The sequence below is a fragment of the Mitsuaria sp. WAJ17 genome (assembly GCF_014174515.1).
Lineage (GTDB): Bacteria > Pseudomonadota > Gammaproteobacteria > Burkholderiales > Burkholderiaceae_C > Roseateles_B.
The window spans coordinates 35447-54920 of record NZ_JACJUG010000017.1 but is presented as its reverse complement, the minus strand read 5'-3'; the positions used below and the strand labels follow the sequence as shown (position 1 = coordinate 54920).

Below are 19474 nucleotides of genomic sequence, written 5' to 3'. Positions count from 1 at the left end.
AAGATGTATACCGCCAAAGGCCGCCTCGACAACTCTGCGCTGATCCAGCAGTACAGCGGTCTGGTCCGTCGCCTGGCTCACCAGATGATCGCCAAGCTGCCGGCCAATGTGGAACTGGACGACCTGATCCAGGTGGGCCTGATCGGGCTTACCGATGCGCTTTCGCGATTCGACGTCGCACAGGGCGTGCAGTTCGAGACCTTCGCTACCCAGCGCATCCGTGGCGCCATGCTGGACGAGCTGCGCGGTGGGGACTGGATGAGCCGCGGCACGCGCCGCCAGCAGCGCTCCATCGAGACGGCTGTCCACAAGCTCGAGCAGCGACTGGGGCGCGCACCGCATGAGTCCGAAATCGCCGCCGAGATGGGCCTGAGCCTGGGCGACTACCAGGAGATGCTGTCCAAGGTGCGCGGCACGCAGTTGGTCTACCTGGAGGACATGAGCGGGGACGAGGGGAGTGATGACTATCTCGACCGCCATGTGGTCGATGAGAGCAACAACCCCATGGCTCAGCTGCAGGACCATCGCATGCGCGAGGCCCTGGTCGCCGCCATCAAGAACCTGCCCGAGCGTGAGCAGTACGTGATGAGCATGTATTACGAGCACGACATGAACCTCAAGGAAATCGCGGCTGTGCTGAAAGTGACCGAATCCCGGGTATGTCAACTGCACAGTCAGGCGATCGCCCGCTTGCGTGTGAAGCTGCGCGACTGGTAAAACTTCTCCTCAGACGGCCGGGTCCGGCCTTGAGAGGAATCTGCATGAAGTCCTGGTGGCAGTCCGGGTCGAAGGAATCGGTGCAATCCCTGCATGCCCAAGAGCCGACCGGCAAGGCCGCCGAGGCGCAGGCGCTGGTGCGCTCCCTGGCTCAGCCTGTATCCAGCCTGGGCCGCGATGCCGCCGAAGTGCGCGGCGCCCTTGAAGACACACAGAAGGTGGTCGTCGCGCAGCGCGAGGCCATGCAGGCCCTGGGGCACGAGCTGCAGATGGTCCAGCAGGCCCAGCAGGGCATTGCCCGCGCCACTGCGCAATCCATCGAGGCGGTGGCGCAGGCCCGCCAGGCCCTGCAGAACATCGGCGCTGAAGTGGGTGGCATCGTGCAGACCCTGCGCCAGGTCTCGGACGCCGCCTCGGAGATCACCCGCATCGCCCTGCAGACTCGCCTGGTGGCCTTCAATGCCTCGGTCGAGGCCAAGCGTGCCGGCGAGGCCGGTCGGGGCTTCGGCGTGGTGGCCGATGCCGTCAAGGACCTGGCCGCCCAGGTCGAACAGAGTTCCAAGTCCATCATGGGCACGGTCGGTGCCCTGGATGCGCGCATCGACAGCTTCAGCCGCGAGCTCAGCAGCGAAGGGCGGCAGGCCCAGGAGCAGAGCAGCATCCATGCCGCCTTCGGCACCGTGCATGCCGACGTGCAGCGCATCGCGCAGGCCGCCGACCAGAGTCAGCAGACCACCGCCGCCCTTGCCGCGCGCGCCGCCGAGCTGGGAGGCGACGTGGCCCTGGCCCTGCGGCACCTGGAGTCGGCCTTTGCCTGTAGTGACCGCTTCCTGCGCCTGTCCGAGGACCTGATCGAGCGCATTGCCTCCTCCGGCGTGAGGGTGGACGACGCGCTCTACATCGAGGGCGCCCAGGGGGCCGCCCAGGAGATCGGTCAGCTGCTGGAGCAGGCCGTGAAGCAGGGCCGCATCAGCCTGCAGGACCTCTTTGACGAGCACTACCAGCCTGTGGCCGGCAGCAATCCGCAGCAGCACCTCGCACGCTTCTGTGAGCTGGCGGACCAGCTGTTCCCGCAAGTGCAGGAGCGCTTGCTGAAGCTCTCGGACAAGGTCGTCTACTGCATCGCCGTGGATCGCAACGGCTACGTGGCCACCCACAACCGCATTTACTGCCAGCCCCAGCGGCCAGGCGACGTGGTCTGGAACACGGCCAACAGCCGCTACCGCCGCATCTTCAATGACCGCACAGGCCTGGCCTCGGCGCGCAACGAGCGGCCCTTTCTGCTGCAGACCTACCGCCGCGACATGGGCGGCGGCCGCTTCGTGCTGCTCAAGGAAGCCTCGGCGCCCATCTGGGTGCAGGGCCGGCACTGGGGCGGCCTGCGCCTGGCCTTCAGCTTCTGAGCCGGCGCCCGCGGCCTCTGGGGCCCTGGCTCACTCCACGATGCAGGCGCGGTTCTTCCCCGTGCGCTTGGCCTCGTAAAGACCTTCGTCTGCGCGGTCCAGCGCAGCCTCCAGGGTCTCTCCCGCGCGGTAGATCGTGATGCCGGCCGAAAAGGTCACGAAGACGTCCTTGCCCTCGTGCATGAACAGCGCCGCGGACAGCGAGCGCTGCAGGCGGGTCAGCACCTGCTGGGCCTCGTCCAGGGGCGTGCGGGGCAGCATCAGCACGAATTCCTCGCCGCCGTAGCGCGCAACCAGGTCGCCGGGGCGCAGCATCTGCGTCACCCGCGCCGCCAGGGACTTCAGGGCCTCGTCGCCCGCGGCATGGCCCAGGCTGTCGTTGAGCTTCTTGAAGTTGTCCACGTCCAGCAGGGCCAGGGCCAGCACCGTACCCTCGCGCTCCAGCTTCGCCTGCTCGGTGTTGAAGGCGGCTTCCAGGCCGCGCCGGTTGGCGATCTTGGTGAGCTGATCGGTTTGTACCTCGCTGGAGAGGCGGCGCAGCTCCACTTCCAGCTCGTCTACGCGCCTGGAGAGCTCGGAGGCACGCTCGTGCTCGGTGCTCAGGCGCTGCTGCGTGCTGTGGACCAGGGTCTGCACCGTGCGGCTTTCCTCGACCATCTCGCGCACGACGCCGGCCAGGCTCTCGAGCGTGTCGGCCTTCTCGATCACGTCGGCGTAGCGGCTGACATTGCTCTGGAATCGATCGGTGTGCTGGCCCAACTGGCCCAGCTCCTCCAGCATGCGGTGGATCAGCAGCTTCAGTGAATCACGGGCCCGGGCGCGCTCGGCCTGCAGACTTTTCTGCCGTTCGCGCGTGCCTTCCAGCATTTCGCTGACCATGCGCACACCGCGGGAGCTGAGGCCGGTGTCCAGGGCCTGGGTCATCAGTTCGCACTGGCCGCGGGCCCAGGAATCGTCCTCGGCCAGCTCGACCAGGCTCGCGCTCAGCGCGCGGCAGAGCTCGCCCATCTGGCCGAAGAGATGATGCCGGTGATCCAGCATGCGGCGGGCGCGCACGCACAAGGCTTCCATGGACTCGGCGCGCTGGGGCGTCGCGCCCTGCTCGCGCAAGCTGGCCAGGGCCGTCTCCAGGTCGTGCTTCAGGGCTTCCGCTCGCTCGTCCATCGCAGGCAGGGCGTGCTGCACGGTCTCATGCAGGCTCTCGCCGACCAGGGGCCAGGCCTGGGGGCCGGCCTCGCGGTCCAGGGCGCCGGTGTCAAGCTGCAATTCGTCGTCGCTGAAGAACTGGCTGGGCGTGCCACCCGGCTCCTCGGCGGCTGCCTCCTGCACATCGACGCCGACGTCGCTGGTGTCGCTGTCCCAACTGGTGAGCAGCTGGCGAAGGCGGTTGAGCAGGCGGTGGGGGTCGCTGCGGTTGGACTCCAGCACGCGCTGCAGGCCGTCCTTCTTGCGCGCCAGGGTCCATTGACGCCCGCCGCGCTCCAGTCCGCGCACCAGGCGTTCGGTGACTCCGGCCATGCCGTCGGCCAGCACGGCGGGGCCGGCACTCTGCTGGAAGCGTTCCAGCACGCGCTGCGCCTCGTCCCAGCGGGACTCGCGCAGCATGGCCATGACATCCTGGCGAGCCTGAACCTCGCTGAGCCCGAGGCTCAGCAGGCGCTGGACCACGGGCTGGGCGCGCTCGGGGAGGGTGTCGGGACTGCCGCCAGCCTGCGCCGGTGCCACCGCCTCGCCGCCACCGGACTCGACGAGATAAGCTCGCGCGTAGTTCTCTGGCGTGGGCTCCAGCTTGGCCATGGCCAAGCGGCGCAGGGCGGCCTTGGCGATCAGGGCCGGGGCCTGGCCGGCTGCCGTGGCAGTGCCGGGGCGGCTGGCGGGTGAGGAGGGCGAACGGTCATCCATGGTGTTCCTGAAGGCTCAGCGCTGGCCGCCGGCCGGGCTGCTGAGGGGGCGGCTCAGGGCCGGGTCGCCGTCCAGGCCATTGGCCTGGACGATCCAGGGCGCCTTGCGGGGCAGTACGGTCTGGGCGAGCCAGCGCTCCAGGTCGTCCGCGGCCAGGGGGCGACTGAAGAGGAAGCCCTGCATCACGCTGCAGCCCAGGCGGTGCAGCACTTCCATCTGGCGCAAGGTCTCCACGCCTTCGGCGATCACCCGCAGGCCCAGCGACCGTGCCAGCGCGATGATGGCGGTGACCACGGCCGAACTCTGCGGCGTGATCCCCAGGTCGCGCACGAAGCTGCGGTCGATCTTGACCTCGGAGATCGGCAGGGTGGTCAGGTAGGCGAGCGAGGAGTAGCCGGTGCCGAAGTCGTCGATGGAGATCTCGACGCCCACCTCGTTGAGCCGGTGCAGCGCGGGGATCACGTTCTGCAGGTCCTTCATCAGGCCTGTCTCAGTGATCTCCAGCTGGATGGCGCGGTGCGGCACCCCATAGGCGCTGACGCACTGGTGGATGTGCTCGACCAGGTCCGAGCGCTCGAAGAGGCGGTTGGGCAGGTTAACGGCGATGGCGTCTGAGAAGCCGAAGTTCAGCTGCCAGACCTTGGCCTGGCGGGCCGCCTCGCGCAGCGCCCACTCGGACAGCGGAACGATCAGGCCGGTCTCTTCGGCCAGGGGAATGAAGTCGCCCGGGGGCACGAGCTTGTCACCGCGCTGCCAGCGCATGAGGGCCTCGGCGCCCACCATGCGGGCGGCGCGCACATCGATCTTGGGCTGGTAGTGCAGCACGATCTCATTGCGCTCGATGGCCTTGTGCAGGGCGGACTCCAGCTCCAGCTTCTCGCGGCCGCGGCCGGCCAGTTGCGGAGTGTAGAGCGCCGAGGCGTTGCGGCCCTGGCTCTTGACCGCGTACATGGCGACGTCGGAGTTGCGCAGCAGGTCAGCCGTGGTGGTGCCGTCGCGTGGATAGATGGCAATGCCCACGCTGGCCGTGACGAAACACTCCTGGCCCGCGATGAAGATGGGCTCGCGCAAGGCCTCCAGCACGCGCTGCGCCACGCGCTCGGCGTCGCGCTCGTCGGTCACCTCAGGCAGCAGCGCCACGAATTCGTCGCCGCCCAGGCGGCCCACGGCCTCCAGCGTGCGGTGCGAGCGGCCGCCCACGGATTCCAGCAGGCCTTCCATGACCTGGTCGGAGTGGCGCACGCAGGCACGCAGCCGGCGGCCGACTTCCATCAGCAGCTCGTCGCCAGCGGCATGGCCCAGGGTGTCGTTGATGACCTTGAAGCGGTCCAGGTCGATCAGCAGCAGGCCCACCTCGTGGCCGCTGCGGCGCGCGGCCTCGATGGCGCGCTCGGCCCGCCAGATCAGTTGGCGGCGGTTGGGCAGGCCGGTGAGGGCGTCGAAGTTGGCCAGCTGGCGGATCTTGTCCTCTGCCAGGCGGCGGTCGGTGACGTCCTGGACGACGCCGGTGTAGCCGCTGGCATTGCCGTGTTCGTTGAACTCGGGCTCGGCCTCGATGTGCAGCACGCGCTGGCGGCCATCGACCAGGGTGACCGGCACATCGGTCACCAGCACCGAGTTGTGGGCCATGACCTCGCGCAGCAGGCGCATGAAGAGCTGGCGCTCGTCCCGGGGCACCATGCGCATCACGCCGATGAAATCCAGCGGCTCGTTGGGCCCGTAGCCGAACACGCGCAGGGCTTCCGTGGCCAGCACGAAGCCGCCCGCGCCGCGGTGCCATTCGAAGCTGCCCATGCGCGCCAGGTCCTGCGCGCGGGCCAGGCGGGCCTTGCTGCGCTCCAGCTCGATGCGGGTGCGCGAACTGCGCAGCAGGTAGCGCAGGCGCCCGGCCAGCAGACTCCACTGGGTGGACTTGACGAAGAAGTCGGTGGCGCCGACCTGGTAGGCGCGGTTGATGGAGGCCTCGTCGTCCAGGCCGGTCAGCATCAGCACGGGGGTGGACTCGAAGCCCGGCATCTCGCGCAAGCGGCTGCAGGTCTCGAAGCCGTCCAGCTCCGGCATCATGGCGTCCAGCACGATGATGTCGGGCGTCCAGCCCGAGACCGTGCGTAGCGCCTCTTCGCCGCTGCTGGCCTCGGTGATGTCGAAGCCCCGCTCGCGCAGGGCGATGGCGGTGAGCAGCAGATTGACTTCGTCGTCGTCCACGAGCAGCACGCGGGGCTGCTCGGGTAGGTCCTGGTCCACAGTCGGATTTGCTGAGTTCATTGGGGCCCCGTCAACAAGGCTTCGAGGGCATGGCGCACCAGCCCCGCCTCATCATGCATGGCATCGATGAGCTTGTCCAAGCCTTCGGTCTGTCCGTTGCGGGCCATGGTCTCGATATCGGCACAGTGTCGCGAAAGCTGCAGGGCGCCGAGGCTGGCCGAGGAGGACTTCAGGGTATGGGCCACATGGCGGATGGCTGCCAGGTCCATGCCGGCCTCGCGGGCGCGCTGGAGGTCGGGCAGCAGCTTGTCCAGGGACTTGACGAAGGCATTGATCACCCGGGGGAGCAGCTGGTTGCTGCCGCTGGGGTCCAGGTCGCGCAGGCGTTGCAGCGAGGCCTCGTCCAGGCAGCCGGCGCTGCGCTCGGGCGAGGTGGGCGGTGTGGCTGACAGCATGGTCTCTCCAGGAGGAAGGTGGGCCGATTCGGCAGGCGCGGGGACGGTCTCGGTGGCGGACGGGGCCGCCTGGCCCAGCTGGCGCTGCAGCACCGCCTGCAGCTCCCCGCTGCGGATGGGCTTGGGCAGGTAGTCGTCGAAACCATAGGCCAGCAGCTTGCCTCGGTCGCCTGACAGGGCGTTTGCGGTCACAGCGATCACCGGCAGACGCCCAGGGTTGACGAAACGGAAGCGCCCGTCGCCGCCGCGGCGGAAGATCTGCAGGGCCTGGATGCCGTCCATGCCTGGCATATGGATGTCCATCATGACCAGGTCGAAGGCGGTTTCGCCCAGGACGCGCAGCCCTTCCTCGCCGCCATTGGTGAGCTGCACCGTGCAACCCAGCTGCAGCAGCATCTGCTGGATGACCTCCTGGTTCACCGGATTGTCCTCGACGACCAGGATGCGCCAGGCCGGGGGCGAGCCTTGCGCGGCCGGCGCCTGTGCCAGGCTTGCCGCCCCGCTGGACGCCTTCAGGGGCAGGGTCAGGCTGAAGACGCTGCCGCCCTCGGGCCGCGCGGATGCCTGTAGGTGGGCCCCCATCTGCTGGGCCAACTGCTGTGCCACGGCCAGGCCCAGGCCAGCGCCTCCATAGCGGCGCGCCAGACTGGCGTTGCCCTGGGTGAAGGGCATGAACAGGCGCTGCAGCTTCTCGGCCGGGATGCCGATGCCGGTGTCCACCACTTGCAGGACCAGGCTGTCCTGCGCGCCGCCCGGGGGCACGGGCAGGGCCTGGAGGCGGACCTCCCCCTGCTCGGTGAACTTGAGCGCGTTGTCCAGCAGCTTGCCCAGCAGGCGACGCAGCGCACCTGCGGGCACAGGCACCGAAGCGGGCAAGTCCTCCGGCAGGTCCAGCGCGAGGCGCAGGCCGCGGGATTCGGCCTGGGGACTGTACTGGGCGGCCAGGGTCTCCAGCAGCGGGAGCAGGGGGCACTCGCCGCCGCGCAGCTCGGCTGTCTCGCCTTCCAGGTGGGCGAGGTCCAGCATGTCGTCCAGCAGGTGCTGCAGGTCCTCGGCGCTGGCCTGGACCTGGCGCGCGTAGTGCTGTTGGCGCGGCTCCAGCGGCGTGTTGAGCAGGAGCTGGGTCATGCCCAGGATGCCGTTCATAGGTGTGCGGAACTCATGGCTCATGTTCGCCATCAGCAGGCTCTTGGCCTGGCTGGCGGACTCAGCCTTGTCGCGCGCGGCCTGCAGCTCGCGGTGGCGTTGCTGTTCCTCGGTCACGTCGGCCAGGATGCCGTAGACCAGCGGGGCGCCGCCCGCATGCACCTGCACGCGGGTGCGCAGCCGCACCCAACGCAGGCCGCGAGCGGGATGCTGGATGCGCAGCACCATGTCGGAGGACTCGCCCGCGGCCTGGGCCAGGAGGCGGCGCTGGTAGAGCGCGCGGTCCTCAGGGTGGACGCGTTCCTCGAACAGGCGGGGGCCGTGGCGCAGGTCCATGGGGCTCAGCCCCAGGGTGTCCAGCAACAGGGGCGAGCTGAAGTGCAGGCGGTCCCACTCGGCATTGGTGACGAAGAGGCACTCGCTGACGGCATCGGTCACCTCGCGGAAGCGGGCGTCGCTTTCCTGCAGCGCCCGCTCCAGCTGGCGGCGGGCGTTGGCGTCCTGCAGCACCAGCACGGCGAGCGTGCGGCGCTGGCCGGCCAGGGGCAGCAGCATGCGCTGCACCTGCAGCCAACGTGAGCCGAAGGGAGTCTGCACCCGCAGGTCTTCGCGGGCGCCGCGGCGGCCTTCGCGCAGCGTCTGCCAGCGTGAGGGCGCACACAGCTGGGCCAGCGCCGGGTCCACGCCCTGGCCCAGGGGCTGGCCCAGCACGGCGGCGCCGCGCAGCGAGAGCAGGCGCTCGGCCTCGCGATTGAGGTGCATCAGCCGGCCATCCTGGCTGTCCATCAGCAAGAGGCCCAGCGGCAGCAGGTCCAGCAGTGCCAGGGAATCAGCCGGGTTGAGGGCCTGCAGAAGCTGGCGTGACGCCTCTCCTGCCAAGGAGGAATCAGGCGTCATGGGCGCCCTGCGGGCCAGTGGGACGCCAGGCGCGGGCCCTCAAGACCTGACCCTCGTCCCGGTGGCGGGCGGTGCCTGTCGGTGCATGTGCTGCTTCGCCCCATCGGGCTCGGCCTGTGTCTCGTTCCTGCATGGATCTTCTCGCTGCGGTGGACGCCGCCTCCAAGGCGGGTCCTGGACCCTCGTTGCCGCATTCTCGGTGAAACGCCGCTGGACTGGGTAGAGGGATCTTTACAATGAGTTGCATGAGCAGTCTCAGCCAAGTCCCGCAGCGTGGTCGTCGTCGACCCTGGTGGGGGGGCGCCCTCCTCGGCCTGGGGCTTGCCATGGCCGTGCTGTGCCTGTGGGTGCTGGGCAGCTTGGAATCGCAGGGCGCCTTGTGGAGCGGACTGCTGGCCGTGCTGGCCATGCTGCTGCTGTGCGTGTCACTGGCGCTGGGCTGGCACCTGGGTGTGCGCCTCACGCGCCAGCAGCTGGGCGAGTCCCTGCGCGAGCTGCGCCAGCAGCTGCATGCGCAGGCCCAGGTGCAGTCCGACTGGCAATGGCAGACTGATGCCCAGCATCACCTGATTCGCTGGCAGGCGCCCTGGGGCCAGCCCGGCTCGAGCTGGGTGGGCCCGGCGGCGACGCAGTCCCTGGCCGAGCGCCTGCATCTGGAGGGGACACCGACGGCGCAGCTCCAGGAAGTGCTCGCTGCGCAGCGCCCCGTCCAGCAGCTATGCCTGCCGGGAGCGTCCGCCTGTGCCAAGCCGCAGGCCGGCAGCTGGGCGCTGCAAGCCGTGCCCCTGCTGGATGGCAGCGGGCGCTTCTGCGGCTTCCTGGGCAGTGCACGCTTCATGGCAGCGCCGGAGGTGGTCGCGCCCGCTCAGGCCGCCTTGAGCCCGCTGCAGCAGACCGACGGCGACACCCTGCGCGCCGAGCAGGCGGCCTTCGCCTACACCGTCTCGCATGACCTGCGGGCGCCGCTACGCGTGGTCGAGGGCTTTGCCCGCATCCTGCGGGAGGACTACGGCCGCTTGCTGGATCGCGTGGGCAACGATCACCTGGACCGCATCTCGGGCGCGGCCCAGCGCATGAATCAGATGATCGATGCCTTGCTGGCCCTGAGCCGGCTCTCGGTCCAGGCGCTGGAGTGCAGGCCGGTGGATCTCAGCGTGCTGGCCGGGCTCGTGGTGGAGGAACTGCGCCGAGACGCGCCGCAGCGCAAGGTCGAGGTGCGCATCCAGCCGGGCCTGGTGGCCCAGGGCGATCCTACCCTGCTGCGCGTGGTGCTGGAGAACCTGCTGGGCAATGCCTGGAAGTACAGCGGCAAGTGCGAGCTGGCCCACATCGCCTTCGAATGCAAGGACACCTCGCAGGGCCGGGTCTTCATGGTGAGCGATGACGGCGCGGGCTTCGACATGCGCTTCGCAGACCGCCTCTTCGCTGCCTTCCAGCGCCTGCACAGCGCCAGTGACTTTCCGGGCACGGGCGTTGGCCTGGCCTCGGTGCAGCGAATCATCAGGCGCCATGGGGGCGATATCTGGGCCGAATCGGCCGTGGGGCAGGGCGCCCGCTTCAACTTCACGCTGCCGGGTTGAGCGACGGCAGCGCCGCTGGCCGCATCCTCAGGCCTGGTCGGTCGCGGGCAGGGCCAGGAGCTCCACCGCTTCAAGAAGGCGCGCAGCCTGGTCCTGGAGCGACCGGCCTTCCAGCGCCGCCATGCGGCGCAGGCGCGCCCAGGCATCGCGGCGAGACAGGGAGTAGCGGTGCATCAGCACACCCACGGCCATGGCCACCGTCTGCCCCATCACCTCGTCAGCTGCCTCGACGCGCGGCGCCGCCTCGGGCATGGCATGGGCTGGACCTGCGGCGCTGCCGCTGCGGGCCCGCAGATTGGCGAAGGCCGCTTCCACCGCCGGCACGATCTGGTGGATGTCCAGGGGTTTGACCAGGTAGGCCACGGCGCCCAGCTCCTTGACCTTGGCCACGGTGTCCTCGTCAGCGAAGGCCGAGAGGAACATGAAGGGCGTCTGCAGGGCCTCGCGCAGATAGGCTGCGACGTCGAAGCCGCTCATGCCTTCCATGCGGATGTCCAGCAAGGCCAGTTCGGGGCGGTGCTCGCGCGCCAGCAGGATGGCATCGTCACCGTTGTCGGCGTCGATGACCTCATAGCCGGCCTGGACCAGGCCGTGGGTCAGCGTCGCCAGGACCAGCCTGTCGTCATCGACCACCAGAATCTTGCCTTTGCTCGTCACTGCCTGCGTTCTCCCACCCAAGGTGGCCGGATTCGCCCGGCCTGGCCACGCTTTCGGCCCCGGCGCAGGAGCTGCGTGATCTGTGCCGCTCCGGGTCCCTCCAGGCGGCCAAAAGCAGTCATTGTCGCTGAATTGCCGCCTGGCCTGCCTTCACGATTGCCCTAGTCAGGCATAGGGCCGGGCGCAGGGCGACCGTCTCCGTCATGGGCAAGCGCGGGGCCCGGTTCAGTCGGCGGCCAGCCAGGTGATGCTGGGCGGCTGCAGCTCCATGGTGCAGCACACCAGCAGGCCCTGCTGTTCCAGGCTCAGGCTGGCGCTGCGGCGGGGCAGAAGGGCACGCACCAGGCCCAGGCCCGACACGCTGCCGGGCACGCCGGCCAGGCTGAAGCCGGGCGGCAGCTGGCCAGGGTTGAGGATCTGAATCGAGACCCGGTCAGCCTCGCAGCGCAGGTGGCAGTGGATGGGCGCGTCCTCGCTGTGCTTGATCGCGTTGGTGAGCAGCTCGTTGAGCGTCAGCGCAATGGGAATGGACTCGGCCTCCGGCAGGGCCCAGCGCGCCGCCTCGGCCGCCATGCTGCCCTCGATGTGGCAATGGATGGGCCGGCCGAACATGCGCTGCACCGAGCCTGTGATGGCCTCCACCACCTTGGGGAGCCGCAGCGGTCCGGTGCCGCCCACCTGCAGGCCGTAGACCTGGGCGATGGCCTGGACCTGGCCCACCGCCTCGGAGATCACGCCCTTGATCTCGGGGCGGCGCGCGGCGATCTGCTGCAGGAGGCCGGCCACGCCCTGGAGGTTGTTCTTGATGCGGTGGTGCACTTCCTTCACCAGCAGTTCCCGCTGGGCGATGGCGGCCTCCAGGCGCGCGGCCTCGGCGGCGCGCTGTTCGGTGACGTCGCTGGCCACCATCAGCAGTTGCTCGGGCTCGCTGGCGCCGTCGGGGCGGCTGACGTCGCTCAGGTGCAGGTAGCGGGTGTCCCAGATGCGGGTCTCGCCGCCCATGCGAAGCGGGTACTCGCGCTGGGTGACGGCGTCGGTCTGCAGGGCCGCCTCCATGTCCTGGCGGATGGCACTGCCCTGCTCGGCGCCGAAGAGCTCCTCCGGCGTCGCACCCAGCAGGGCCTGCTCAGGGCGGCCGGCCAGGCGCGCCGCCACCTGGTTGATCTTCTCCAGGCGCAGGCTGCGGGCGTCCAGCAGGCTGATGGCCAGGGGCGCGGCCTCGATGATGCGGCGCAGGGAGGCTTGGGCCTGCTGGGTCTGGGCCTCGGCCTGGCGGCGGCGCTCGATGTCCAGCAGGGCGTAGGTGAGCTGGCGGCCATGCTCGGCAAGACCTGTCACCACGGCATTGCCCACCACCCAGAACTCGCGGCCGTCGCGGGCCATCAGCCGGCATTCGAAGGTCTCGGCCTGGCCTTCCGTGAGCTCGTCGAGGTAATGCGTCTGGCGGAAGGGGTGCTCGGGCTCGGGAGTGGCCACGATGCTCATGGGCTGGCCCAGGAACTCGACCAGGTCCCCGCCGAACATGCGCCGTGCCGAGCGGTTCATCCATTCGATGCCGCCGCGGCCCACGGTGACGATGCCTACCAGCACCGAGTCCAGCACCGCGCGCTCGCGCTCGGCCTGCAGCAGCAGTGACTGCTGCGCGCGCCAGCGGTCGTCCACGTTGACGTAGGTGGCGATCAGGGCCTCGTCGGCCAGACCCTGGCGCATGAGTCGCTTGCTGACCTGCATCCACAGCAGGCTGCCGTCGCGCCGGCGCACGCGGCGCTCGCCACGCCACAGTCCGCTGTCCTGCAGGGCCATCTGGGTCAGGCGGCCGATGTGCTCGTATTCATGCTGCGATTCGTAGAGCGCCTGCAGGGGCAGGCCCACCAGTTCCTCGATGCGGTAGCCCGTCAGCTGGGCCAGGGCCTCGTTGGCGCGCTCAATGCGGCCGTTGCGCAGGATGGCGATGCCCACGTCGGACAGGCTGAACATCAGCTCGCGGTCCTGCACCAGGGTCTCCAGTTGGGCCTGCTGGCTCTTGAGGCGGCTGATGTCGCTGATCACCGCGATGGCCTCGGGTTCCATCGACTGCCCCGCCGGCACGGCCTTGAGGCTCAGCGACAGCCAGCGTGCCTGCGCCTGGTTCGGTCCGACCTGCTGGAACTCGGCCTCGAAGGGCTGCTGCGGATCCAGGGCCTGCAGGGCCTCCAGCAACTGCCGGGCCAACTCGGGCAGGGCCTCGAACAGCCGGGCGATGCCGGTGCCGGCCTCCGGCTGGGTGCTGTGCCCCAGCATGCGAGCGAAGCCGGGATTGCAGCGCACCAGGCGCTGCCCGCGCAGATAGGCCAGACCCAGGCCAGCGCCGTCCATGGTGGTGGTGAGCTCGTGCAGCAGTTGCTCGCTGCGTGCCTGCGCCTGCTGCTGCGCAGTCATGTCCAGGGTCACGACCGAGGTGGTGCGCTGGCCCGAGCCCAGTTGGCCGGGCTCGACCCGCGTCAGCAGCCAGCGTCGGCCCAGCTCGGGGTGGCGCACAGCGTAGCGGACCTCGGCCTTTTCGCCCGTCTTGAGCGCCCGCTGCAGGCGCTCGAACTCGGGCAGGGACTCGGGTTCGACGATATCCCGCCCCACACCCTGCAGGCCGGCCAGGGGGCCGGATGGCGCCGCGCCACCCTTGCCGGGGCGGGGCCGGAGCCAGCCTGCGTCCTGCTGGAAGGTGGCCAGCCCGACGCCGGCGGTGTCCATCAGTGCATCCAGCTGCTGATGGGCCAGGTCGCGCTCCTGCTCCAGGCTGCGGTCCTCCAGCAGGGCCATCACTCGGCGCTGGCCCGCCAGCTCGGGCAGGGCGCGGGCCTTGGCCTGCCACCAGCGTGTGCGGCCCTGCGGATCCAGCAGGCTGGCCTGGGTCAGCAGCAGGCCCTGGCCGTCTTGCAGCACGGGGTGCAGGCCTTGCGGAGTCCAACCCAGCAGGGCCTGCAGGCCGGGATCGGCCTCGCGAAGGGTGGCGGGCAGCTTCGGGCACAGGGCGGCGAAGGCGCTGTTGTGGCGCAGCAGCAGGCCCTGGGCATCGAAGAGCACCATGGGCAGGGGGCTGAGGTCCAGCCACTGGGCCGTTTCCAGCTGCACGCGGTCGGTCTGCTCGCGGGCCAGCATCTCGGCGCTGCAGTCTTGCAGCAGGACCAGGGTCAGCGTGGGCGACTGGGGATCGTGGAGCCGATGGCTGCTCAGGCGCACCCAGCGCTCGGGGCCTCCTGGCTCGCGCAGGCGCAGGGGGCGTGCGGCGCTGTCGGCCCGAACAAGGCTGCGCGCCAGGGCGCGGCTGTGCGGGCGTTCGCGCCATTGCGCGCGTTCCTCAGGCGCCAGCCATTGGGCGAAGTCTCGGCCCTGCAGGGATTCCAGCGGCCTGCCCAGCAGGGTCAGCAGAGCCTCGTTGGCGGACTGAAGCCGATGCTGGGCGTCCTCGACGAAGGCCGGGAAGGGCGAATGCCAGAACAGCTGCAGCAGGTCCTGGGCCGCGCCTGCGGGGGGCGGCACATGACCTGGCACGTGAGCCGGCACTTGAGCCGGCCCCCCCGCCTCGGTGCCCTGATGCCGGCCCAGCACCGTGCGGGCCGCCCGAGCGGGCCGCAGAGATTCGGGCGAGGCTTCGACGCGGGCATGCAGCATCCAGCAGGCCGCGTCCTGGGATTCAGGTGTCAGCCCGATGAGCTTGAGCTGGGCGCGGTGGCGTTCGTTCAGGGACCAGGTCGGCGCTGCCGGCGCGCGCCGACCCTCGCTGAGGGCCTGGGTGGCCAGCTTGAGCCAGTCTAGGACCTTGGTTCCCGCTGCGGTTCGCAGGCCCTGCAAGCTGCCCCCCGGCTGCAGATCCAGGGCCTGGGCCGCGGGGTTGGCCTCCACGATCTCCAGTCGCCGACCGAGCAGGACGACAGGGTCGCTGAGCTCATGCATGAGCCCGCGCAATGCGGTCAGGTCCTGGGCGAGCAGAGAGAGCTGGGAAGGCACGGAGCGCAGTGTAGGACAAGCGCCCGTCCCTGGGTCTGAGGTGGCCTTGCGGCCGGATCACTCCAGCTGCGCTGCCTTGCCCAGGGCGCGGACGACGGCCAGGTTGACCTCCTCGATGCCCAGCATCAAGGCGTCCGTGCTGGCGCGGAAGTCGAAGGCGGATTCGTTCTCGACGGCATGGACCAGGTCGAGATAGGGCTTGTAGGGACCGGTCTGATCGACCAGCGCCTGGCGCACGCGTTCCGGCACGGGGATGGACTGCAGCAGCTTGTCGAAGGGCTGCTTGAGCATATGGTCCAGCAGGGAGAACAGGCCGCAGATGAACATCTCGTCCCGCAGCTCGGACTCGCTCATGCCTTTGGCCAGTTCTTCCATCAGCAGGCCACGGCGCAGTGCCGCGTACATGATGGGACGCATGGCGTGGTCCTTGCTGGCGGTGGCCAGCAGCAGGGCCAGCCAGCGCTTCAGGCGGGCATAGCCCAGCAGCATGATGGCGTGGCGGAAGGAGCTGACTTCCACAGGCAGGCCGAAGGCGGCCGAGTTCATGTAGCGCAGCAGCTTGAAGGCCAGGCTGGGATCACGTTTGAGGGTTTGCTCCAGGCGCTCGACATCGTCGCCCTGGTCCAGCCGGGACATCAGCTCCACGATGACCTGCAGATCGGCCTGGATGTCCTGCTTGCCGGCGCCCGGAGGCGCCTCGTAGGCATCGATGGCGGGGCTGCCGGCGACCAGGGATGCGCCCAGCTTGAAGGCTTCATCGATCTCGCTGGCCCCGCGGGCATTGCCGACCAGCACGTTCTTGCCTTGCAGCGCGGCCAGGCCCAGGCGGCGGGCGTCGTCCAGGTCCAGCTGAACGCGGCCGAAGGCGCCGCGCAACTCGGGCGCGATCGGGTTGGCGCTGAGGCCCTTGAGCAGTAGCCCGGTGCCGTTCTTGCGCGCGGCCTGGATGGCCTCGGCCGCCTGGGGGCTGCTGCTCATGAAGGCCGGCCATTCCAGCTGGGTCTGCGGGGGCAGGGGCAGGGCGGCCAGGCCTTGCAGGCCGGCTTCGCTCATCAGGTTGAGCTGCAGGGGCTTGGGCGGTTCGCCAAAGGCCGGCTGCAGAGCGGCCAGCAGGGCGACTCCATCCAGCGGGGCATCGGGGCGCAGGGGCAGGATGCTCAGACGCGTGGCGGTGACCGTGCGCTGGGCGTCGATGACGGGCGCATAGCCCAGGGCCAACTGGCCCAGGATGGGGTGTTCACTCATGCAGGCGCTTCGCTTGGGTTCAGTTGTTCAGATAGTTGAAGAGGGACATGCGCTGCACGGTTGCATAGGCCTTGAGGGCGGCTTCGTAGCCCGTCTGCTGGTTCTGGAAATCGGAGATCGCCCGGGTCATGTCAAGGTCTTCCGCGGCCGATTTCTCGGCTTCGTTGTACTGCTTCAGCGCCGCCAGGCGGGTTTCTGTGCCATCCAGATTGTTCAGGCGTTCACCGACCTGGCTGCGCACATTCTGCAGGTTGCCCATGGAAGCGTCCAGATCTCGCAATGCCAGGACGTTGCTTTGCACGATCTCGGTGGACGTACGGTTGGTCTTGCGCAGGTCGGCCACCGCCTTGTCGAGCACATCAAAGACCTTCAGCGTGTTGGTGGCAGGCTGGATCTGGAACTCGTCGCCGTCGGCGGCCACGCCCTGCAGTGTCATGGACATGCCGTCGAAGTCCAGGGTCTTGCCCGGCACATAGGTGCCAGATTTCACGACACCGCCGGTTGTCGTGTCGGTCACTGTGTAAGTGGCTGTAGGTCCTGTACCACTGATGGAAATCTTGTAACTGTCTCCCGTCAGTGCGGCTGGGTCGATGACGCGGCCGGAGTCGATCCACGACTTGGCGGGCCCGGCGGTGATGCTGTTGGGGAGGGCGGAGGTCACGAAGCTGCCATTGCCGCTGCGGGCCTGCTCCCAGGTCTGACGGCCATCGACAGTGAGGGGAAAGTTGTCGAGATTGCCGGTCTGGATCTGGCCGGAGGAGCCGCTGTAGACCACGCCGGTGGCCGTGTCCAGGAAGGGCGGGTTGCCGGCACCCTGGCCGGAGAAGAGATAGCCGCCGCTGCCATCGGCGCGGTTGGCGATGGACAGCAGCTGGGCTCGCAGGCCTTCAATCTTGTTGGCCAGGCCGTTGCGTTCCGAGTCGCTGTAAGTGCCGTTGCCGGCAGAGACCAGGGTCTCACGGATCTGCTGCAAGATCTCGTTGGCGTCGCCCAGGGCGCCTTCCGCCAGCGTCATGCCATTGCGACTGGCCTCCAGCGCACGCTGGTTGGCATCGACGCGGCCGATGGCGGACAGCGCACGCTCGGCCCGGGCGGCACCAGTCGGGTCGTCGCTGGCCATCTCGACCCGCTTGCCGGAGGTCAACCTCTGCTGGGCTTCCTGCATGCGCTGCTGGCGGGCCTGCAGCTCGGTGATGCCGGCATCAAAGACGGTGATGGTGGCGAGTCTCATGGCGGGAGTCCTTCAGCGGCTTGCGACGGCCGGGGTTCAGCGCTGGGCCAGTGTGAGCAGCTCGGCAAAGATGGTTTGGGCGGTCTGCAGTACCTTGGCGGCGGCTTGATAGCCCTGTTGGTACTGCATGAGGCGGGCGGCTTCCTCGTCGAGATTGACGCCGGCCTGGCTGGCGCGGCTGGTCTCGGCGTCGGCTGCCACTGCCGCGGACACCTTGCTCAGGTACTGGGCGCCCTGTACGCGCGCCCCGATCTCGGACATGGCGGCCGCATAGGCGTCGTTGATGGTCGAGCCCGCGGCCAGGCTGCCGTCGGGCAGCAGGCGCTGCCCCACGAAGGCTTCCTTCTGGATGTTCAGGAAGGCCTTGGCGTTGCCGTTGTTGCTGGCGGGGAACTTGGTGGTGGTGATGTCCACCGCGTCGTCCTTCTTGGGCACGCCCACCAGGCGCAGCTCGAAGCCCAGGTCGATGGGCGGCGAGGCCGTGGGGTCGTTGCCGATGGGCGAGCCAGGCGTCCAGGTGCCCGTCAGCGTGCTGCCGTCGGACAGGGTGATGGTGTAGTCCACGCCATTGGGCACCGACGGGTTGGGATCGCCGAAGACCAGACGGGCCGGCGTCAGGCTGAGGTCCAGCTTGTTGTTGACCGCGTACATGGCGTCCACGCTGACCGTGCCCTTGTTGTTGACGTCCGTGGTGGCGCTGACAGGCGAGGCGGCGGCAATGCCTGTGGTCTGGTCCAGCACGCGGCGCATGTCCACCGAGGCCTGGGCCACGGGCTCCAGCAGCATGCTGTCGGTGCTGGCCAGCGGCGCGCCGACGATCTTCACCATGAAGCCATCGACCGTGTCGCCGTCCGCGATGGAGCGCTCCAGGCCATCGGACAGGCGCGTCAGCTTGTACATGCCGGGCGAGGTGGCATCGGGCTCCAGCTTGTAGGAGCTGGCCTGCAGCAGCTTGGCGTCGCTGATGGTCAGGTTCACCTTGCTGGCGAAGGTGCCGTCGGGGTTGCGCACGTTGGTCTCGGCCGGCAGGGCTCGTGGGGGCGCCAGCGAGAAGATGGGATTGCCTTTGCCGGGCGGGTTGGTGAGGGTCCAGCCCAGGGCCTGCTGATCGTTGACGCGGGTGGCCAGCGCGGTGGCCATCTGGCCGATCAGGTTGCGGGCGTCCTGGATGTCCTTGTTCTGGTAGCGCAGCAGGGCGCTGAGTGAGCCGCCGGTCAGGATGGACTCGTCCAGCTTGCGGGCGCCGCTGACGTCGATGATGCTCAGCGAGGCCCGGGCCGGGTCGTAGGTATCGGCCGTCACTTGCAGCTGCTGGGCATCGGCGCCCAGCACCAGGCGCTGGCCGCCGCCGATGAAGACGCCCAGCGTGCCGTCGTCCTGGGCCAGCGTGGTCACCTGCACGTACTGGCTCAGCTGCGAGATCAGCTGGTCGCGCTTGTCCAGGAGGTCGTTGGGCGTGTGTCCGTTGCCGCTGGAGCGGGCCACCTGGTCATTGGCGGCTGCGATCTGCTTGGAGAGCTGGTTGATCACTTCCACGTTGGCCCGCAGATCGCTCACCACGCCGGCCTGCAGCTGCTGCAGCTGCTCGCCGGCATTGGAGAAGCGCGCGGCCAACTCCTGCGCGCGGCCCAGCACCACTTGGCGTGCCGAGGGGTCGTTGGGCCGGCTGGTCACATCGACCATGGCATTGAGGAACTGGCTGGCCGCGTAGCCCAGGCCCTGGGTGCCCGGCGGGAAGAGCTTCTCCAGCTGTGACAGCTGTTCCAGGCTGGTCTGGTCCATGAAGGCCGTGGACTTGGTGCTGGCCGCGTTATTGGTCAGGAATGCGTTGTAGGAGCGGGTGACGGTCTCGATCACCACGCCCTTGCCGAAGTAGCCGGCACCGGTGTACTGGCCGTCCGGCGTGGTGAGCTGCAGGCTCTGGCGCGAGTAGCCCGGCGTGTTGGCATTCGAGATGTTCTGGCCAATGACCTGCAGCGCCGCCTGGTTGGCGAACATGGCCCGCATGCCCAGTGACATCAGTGCGGAGTTGCCCATGGTTCTGTCCTCGAT

At 69.0% G+C, this 19474-nt stretch carries 11 protein-coding genes; 3 read left to right on the top strand and 8 right to left on the bottom strand.

The annotated features are described in order from the left end of the window. The first annotated feature begins 3 nt into the window (after window positions 1-3). Together H5407_RS14900 and H5407_RS14895 are read left to right on the top strand one after the other, a co-directional pair. Window positions 4-717 carry an RNA polymerase sigma factor FliA gene (locus H5407_RS14900; protein WP_183105252.1) on the top strand — a complete coding sequence of 238 codons (714 nt, stop codon included), beginning with the start codon at window positions 4-6 and terminating at the stop codon, window positions 715-717. 44 nt (window positions 718-761) lie between these two features. Next, a complete protein-coding gene (locus tag H5407_RS14895) occupies window positions 762-2120 on the top strand; it encodes a methyl-accepting chemotaxis protein (RefSeq protein ID WP_183105251.1) in 1359 nt (452 codons plus the stop codon). A 30-nt stretch (window positions 2121-2150) separates the two neighbouring features. Here H5407_RS14895 and H5407_RS14890 read toward each other — a convergent pair whose 3' ends face one another. Genes H5407_RS14890 through H5407_RS14880 form a run of 3 tightly spaced genes read right to left on the bottom strand, consistent with a single transcriptional unit; the run spans window position 2151 to window position 8725 of the window. After that, window positions 2151-4022, bottom strand: coding sequence for a diguanylate cyclase (locus tag H5407_RS14890; protein ID WP_183105250.1), 1872 nt, complete (start codon window positions 4020-4022; stop codon window positions 2151-2153). 15 nt (window positions 4023-4037) lie between these two features. Further along, complete coding sequence (locus tag H5407_RS14885) at window positions 4038-6287, bottom strand: bifunctional diguanylate cyclase/phosphodiesterase (protein ID WP_183105249.1); 2250 nt, start codon at window positions 6285-6287, stop codon at window positions 4038-4040. Further along, window positions 6284-8725: a PAS domain-containing hybrid sensor histidine kinase/response regulator gene (locus tag H5407_RS14880; protein WP_183105248.1), complete on the bottom strand. Its 2442-nt coding sequence runs from the start codon at window positions 8723-8725 to the stop codon at window positions 6284-6286. Before H5407_RS14880 ends, H5407_RS14885 begins: the two co-directional genes overlap by 4 nt. Window positions 8726-8970: 245 nt before the next feature. Between H5407_RS14880 and H5407_RS14875 the strand changes: the two genes are divergently transcribed. Continuing rightward, window positions 8971-10305, top strand: coding sequence for an ATP-binding protein (locus tag H5407_RS14875; RefSeq protein WP_220800630.1), 1335 nt, complete (start codon window positions 8971-8973; stop codon window positions 10303-10305). Window positions 10306-10332: 27 nt separating this feature from the next. Here the strand turns inward: H5407_RS14875 and H5407_RS14870 are convergent, their stop codons facing one another. The 5 genes from H5407_RS14870 to flgK all read right to left on the bottom strand — a co-directional run bounded on the left by H5407_RS14870 (window position 10333) and on the right by flgK (window position 19459). Beyond that, a complete protein-coding gene (locus tag H5407_RS14870) occupies window positions 10333-10962 on the bottom strand; it encodes a response regulator (RefSeq protein ID WP_183105247.1) in 630 nt (209 codons plus the stop codon). 225 nt (window positions 10963-11187) lie between these two features. Beyond that, window positions 11188-14892 (bottom strand): PAS domain S-box protein, encoded by a 3705-nt coding sequence (locus H5407_RS14865; RefSeq protein WP_183105246.1) that lies wholly within the window; start codon window positions 14890-14892, stop codon window positions 11188-11190. Between the two features lie 111 nt (window positions 14893-15003). After that, entirely contained in the window at window positions 15004-16191 is a 1188-nt protein-coding gene (locus H5407_RS14860; protein ID WP_183105245.1) for an EAL and HDOD domain-containing protein, read from the bottom strand. Between the two features lie 19 nt (window positions 16192-16210). After that, window positions 16211-17422 carry a flagellar hook-associated protein FlgL gene (gene flgL, locus H5407_RS14855; RefSeq protein WP_183105244.1) on the bottom strand — a complete coding sequence of 404 codons (1212 nt, stop codon included), beginning with the start codon at window positions 17420-17422 and terminating at the stop codon, window positions 16211-16213. Window positions 17423-17458: 36 nt separating this feature from the next. Beyond that, the gene (gene flgK / locus H5407_RS14850; RefSeq protein ID WP_183105243.1) at window positions 17459-19459 is read right to left on the bottom strand and encodes a flagellar hook-associated protein FlgK; all 2001 of its coding nucleotides are present in this window, start codon (window positions 19457-19459) and stop codon (window positions 17459-17461) included. Window positions 19460-19474 lie beyond the last annotated feature (15 nt).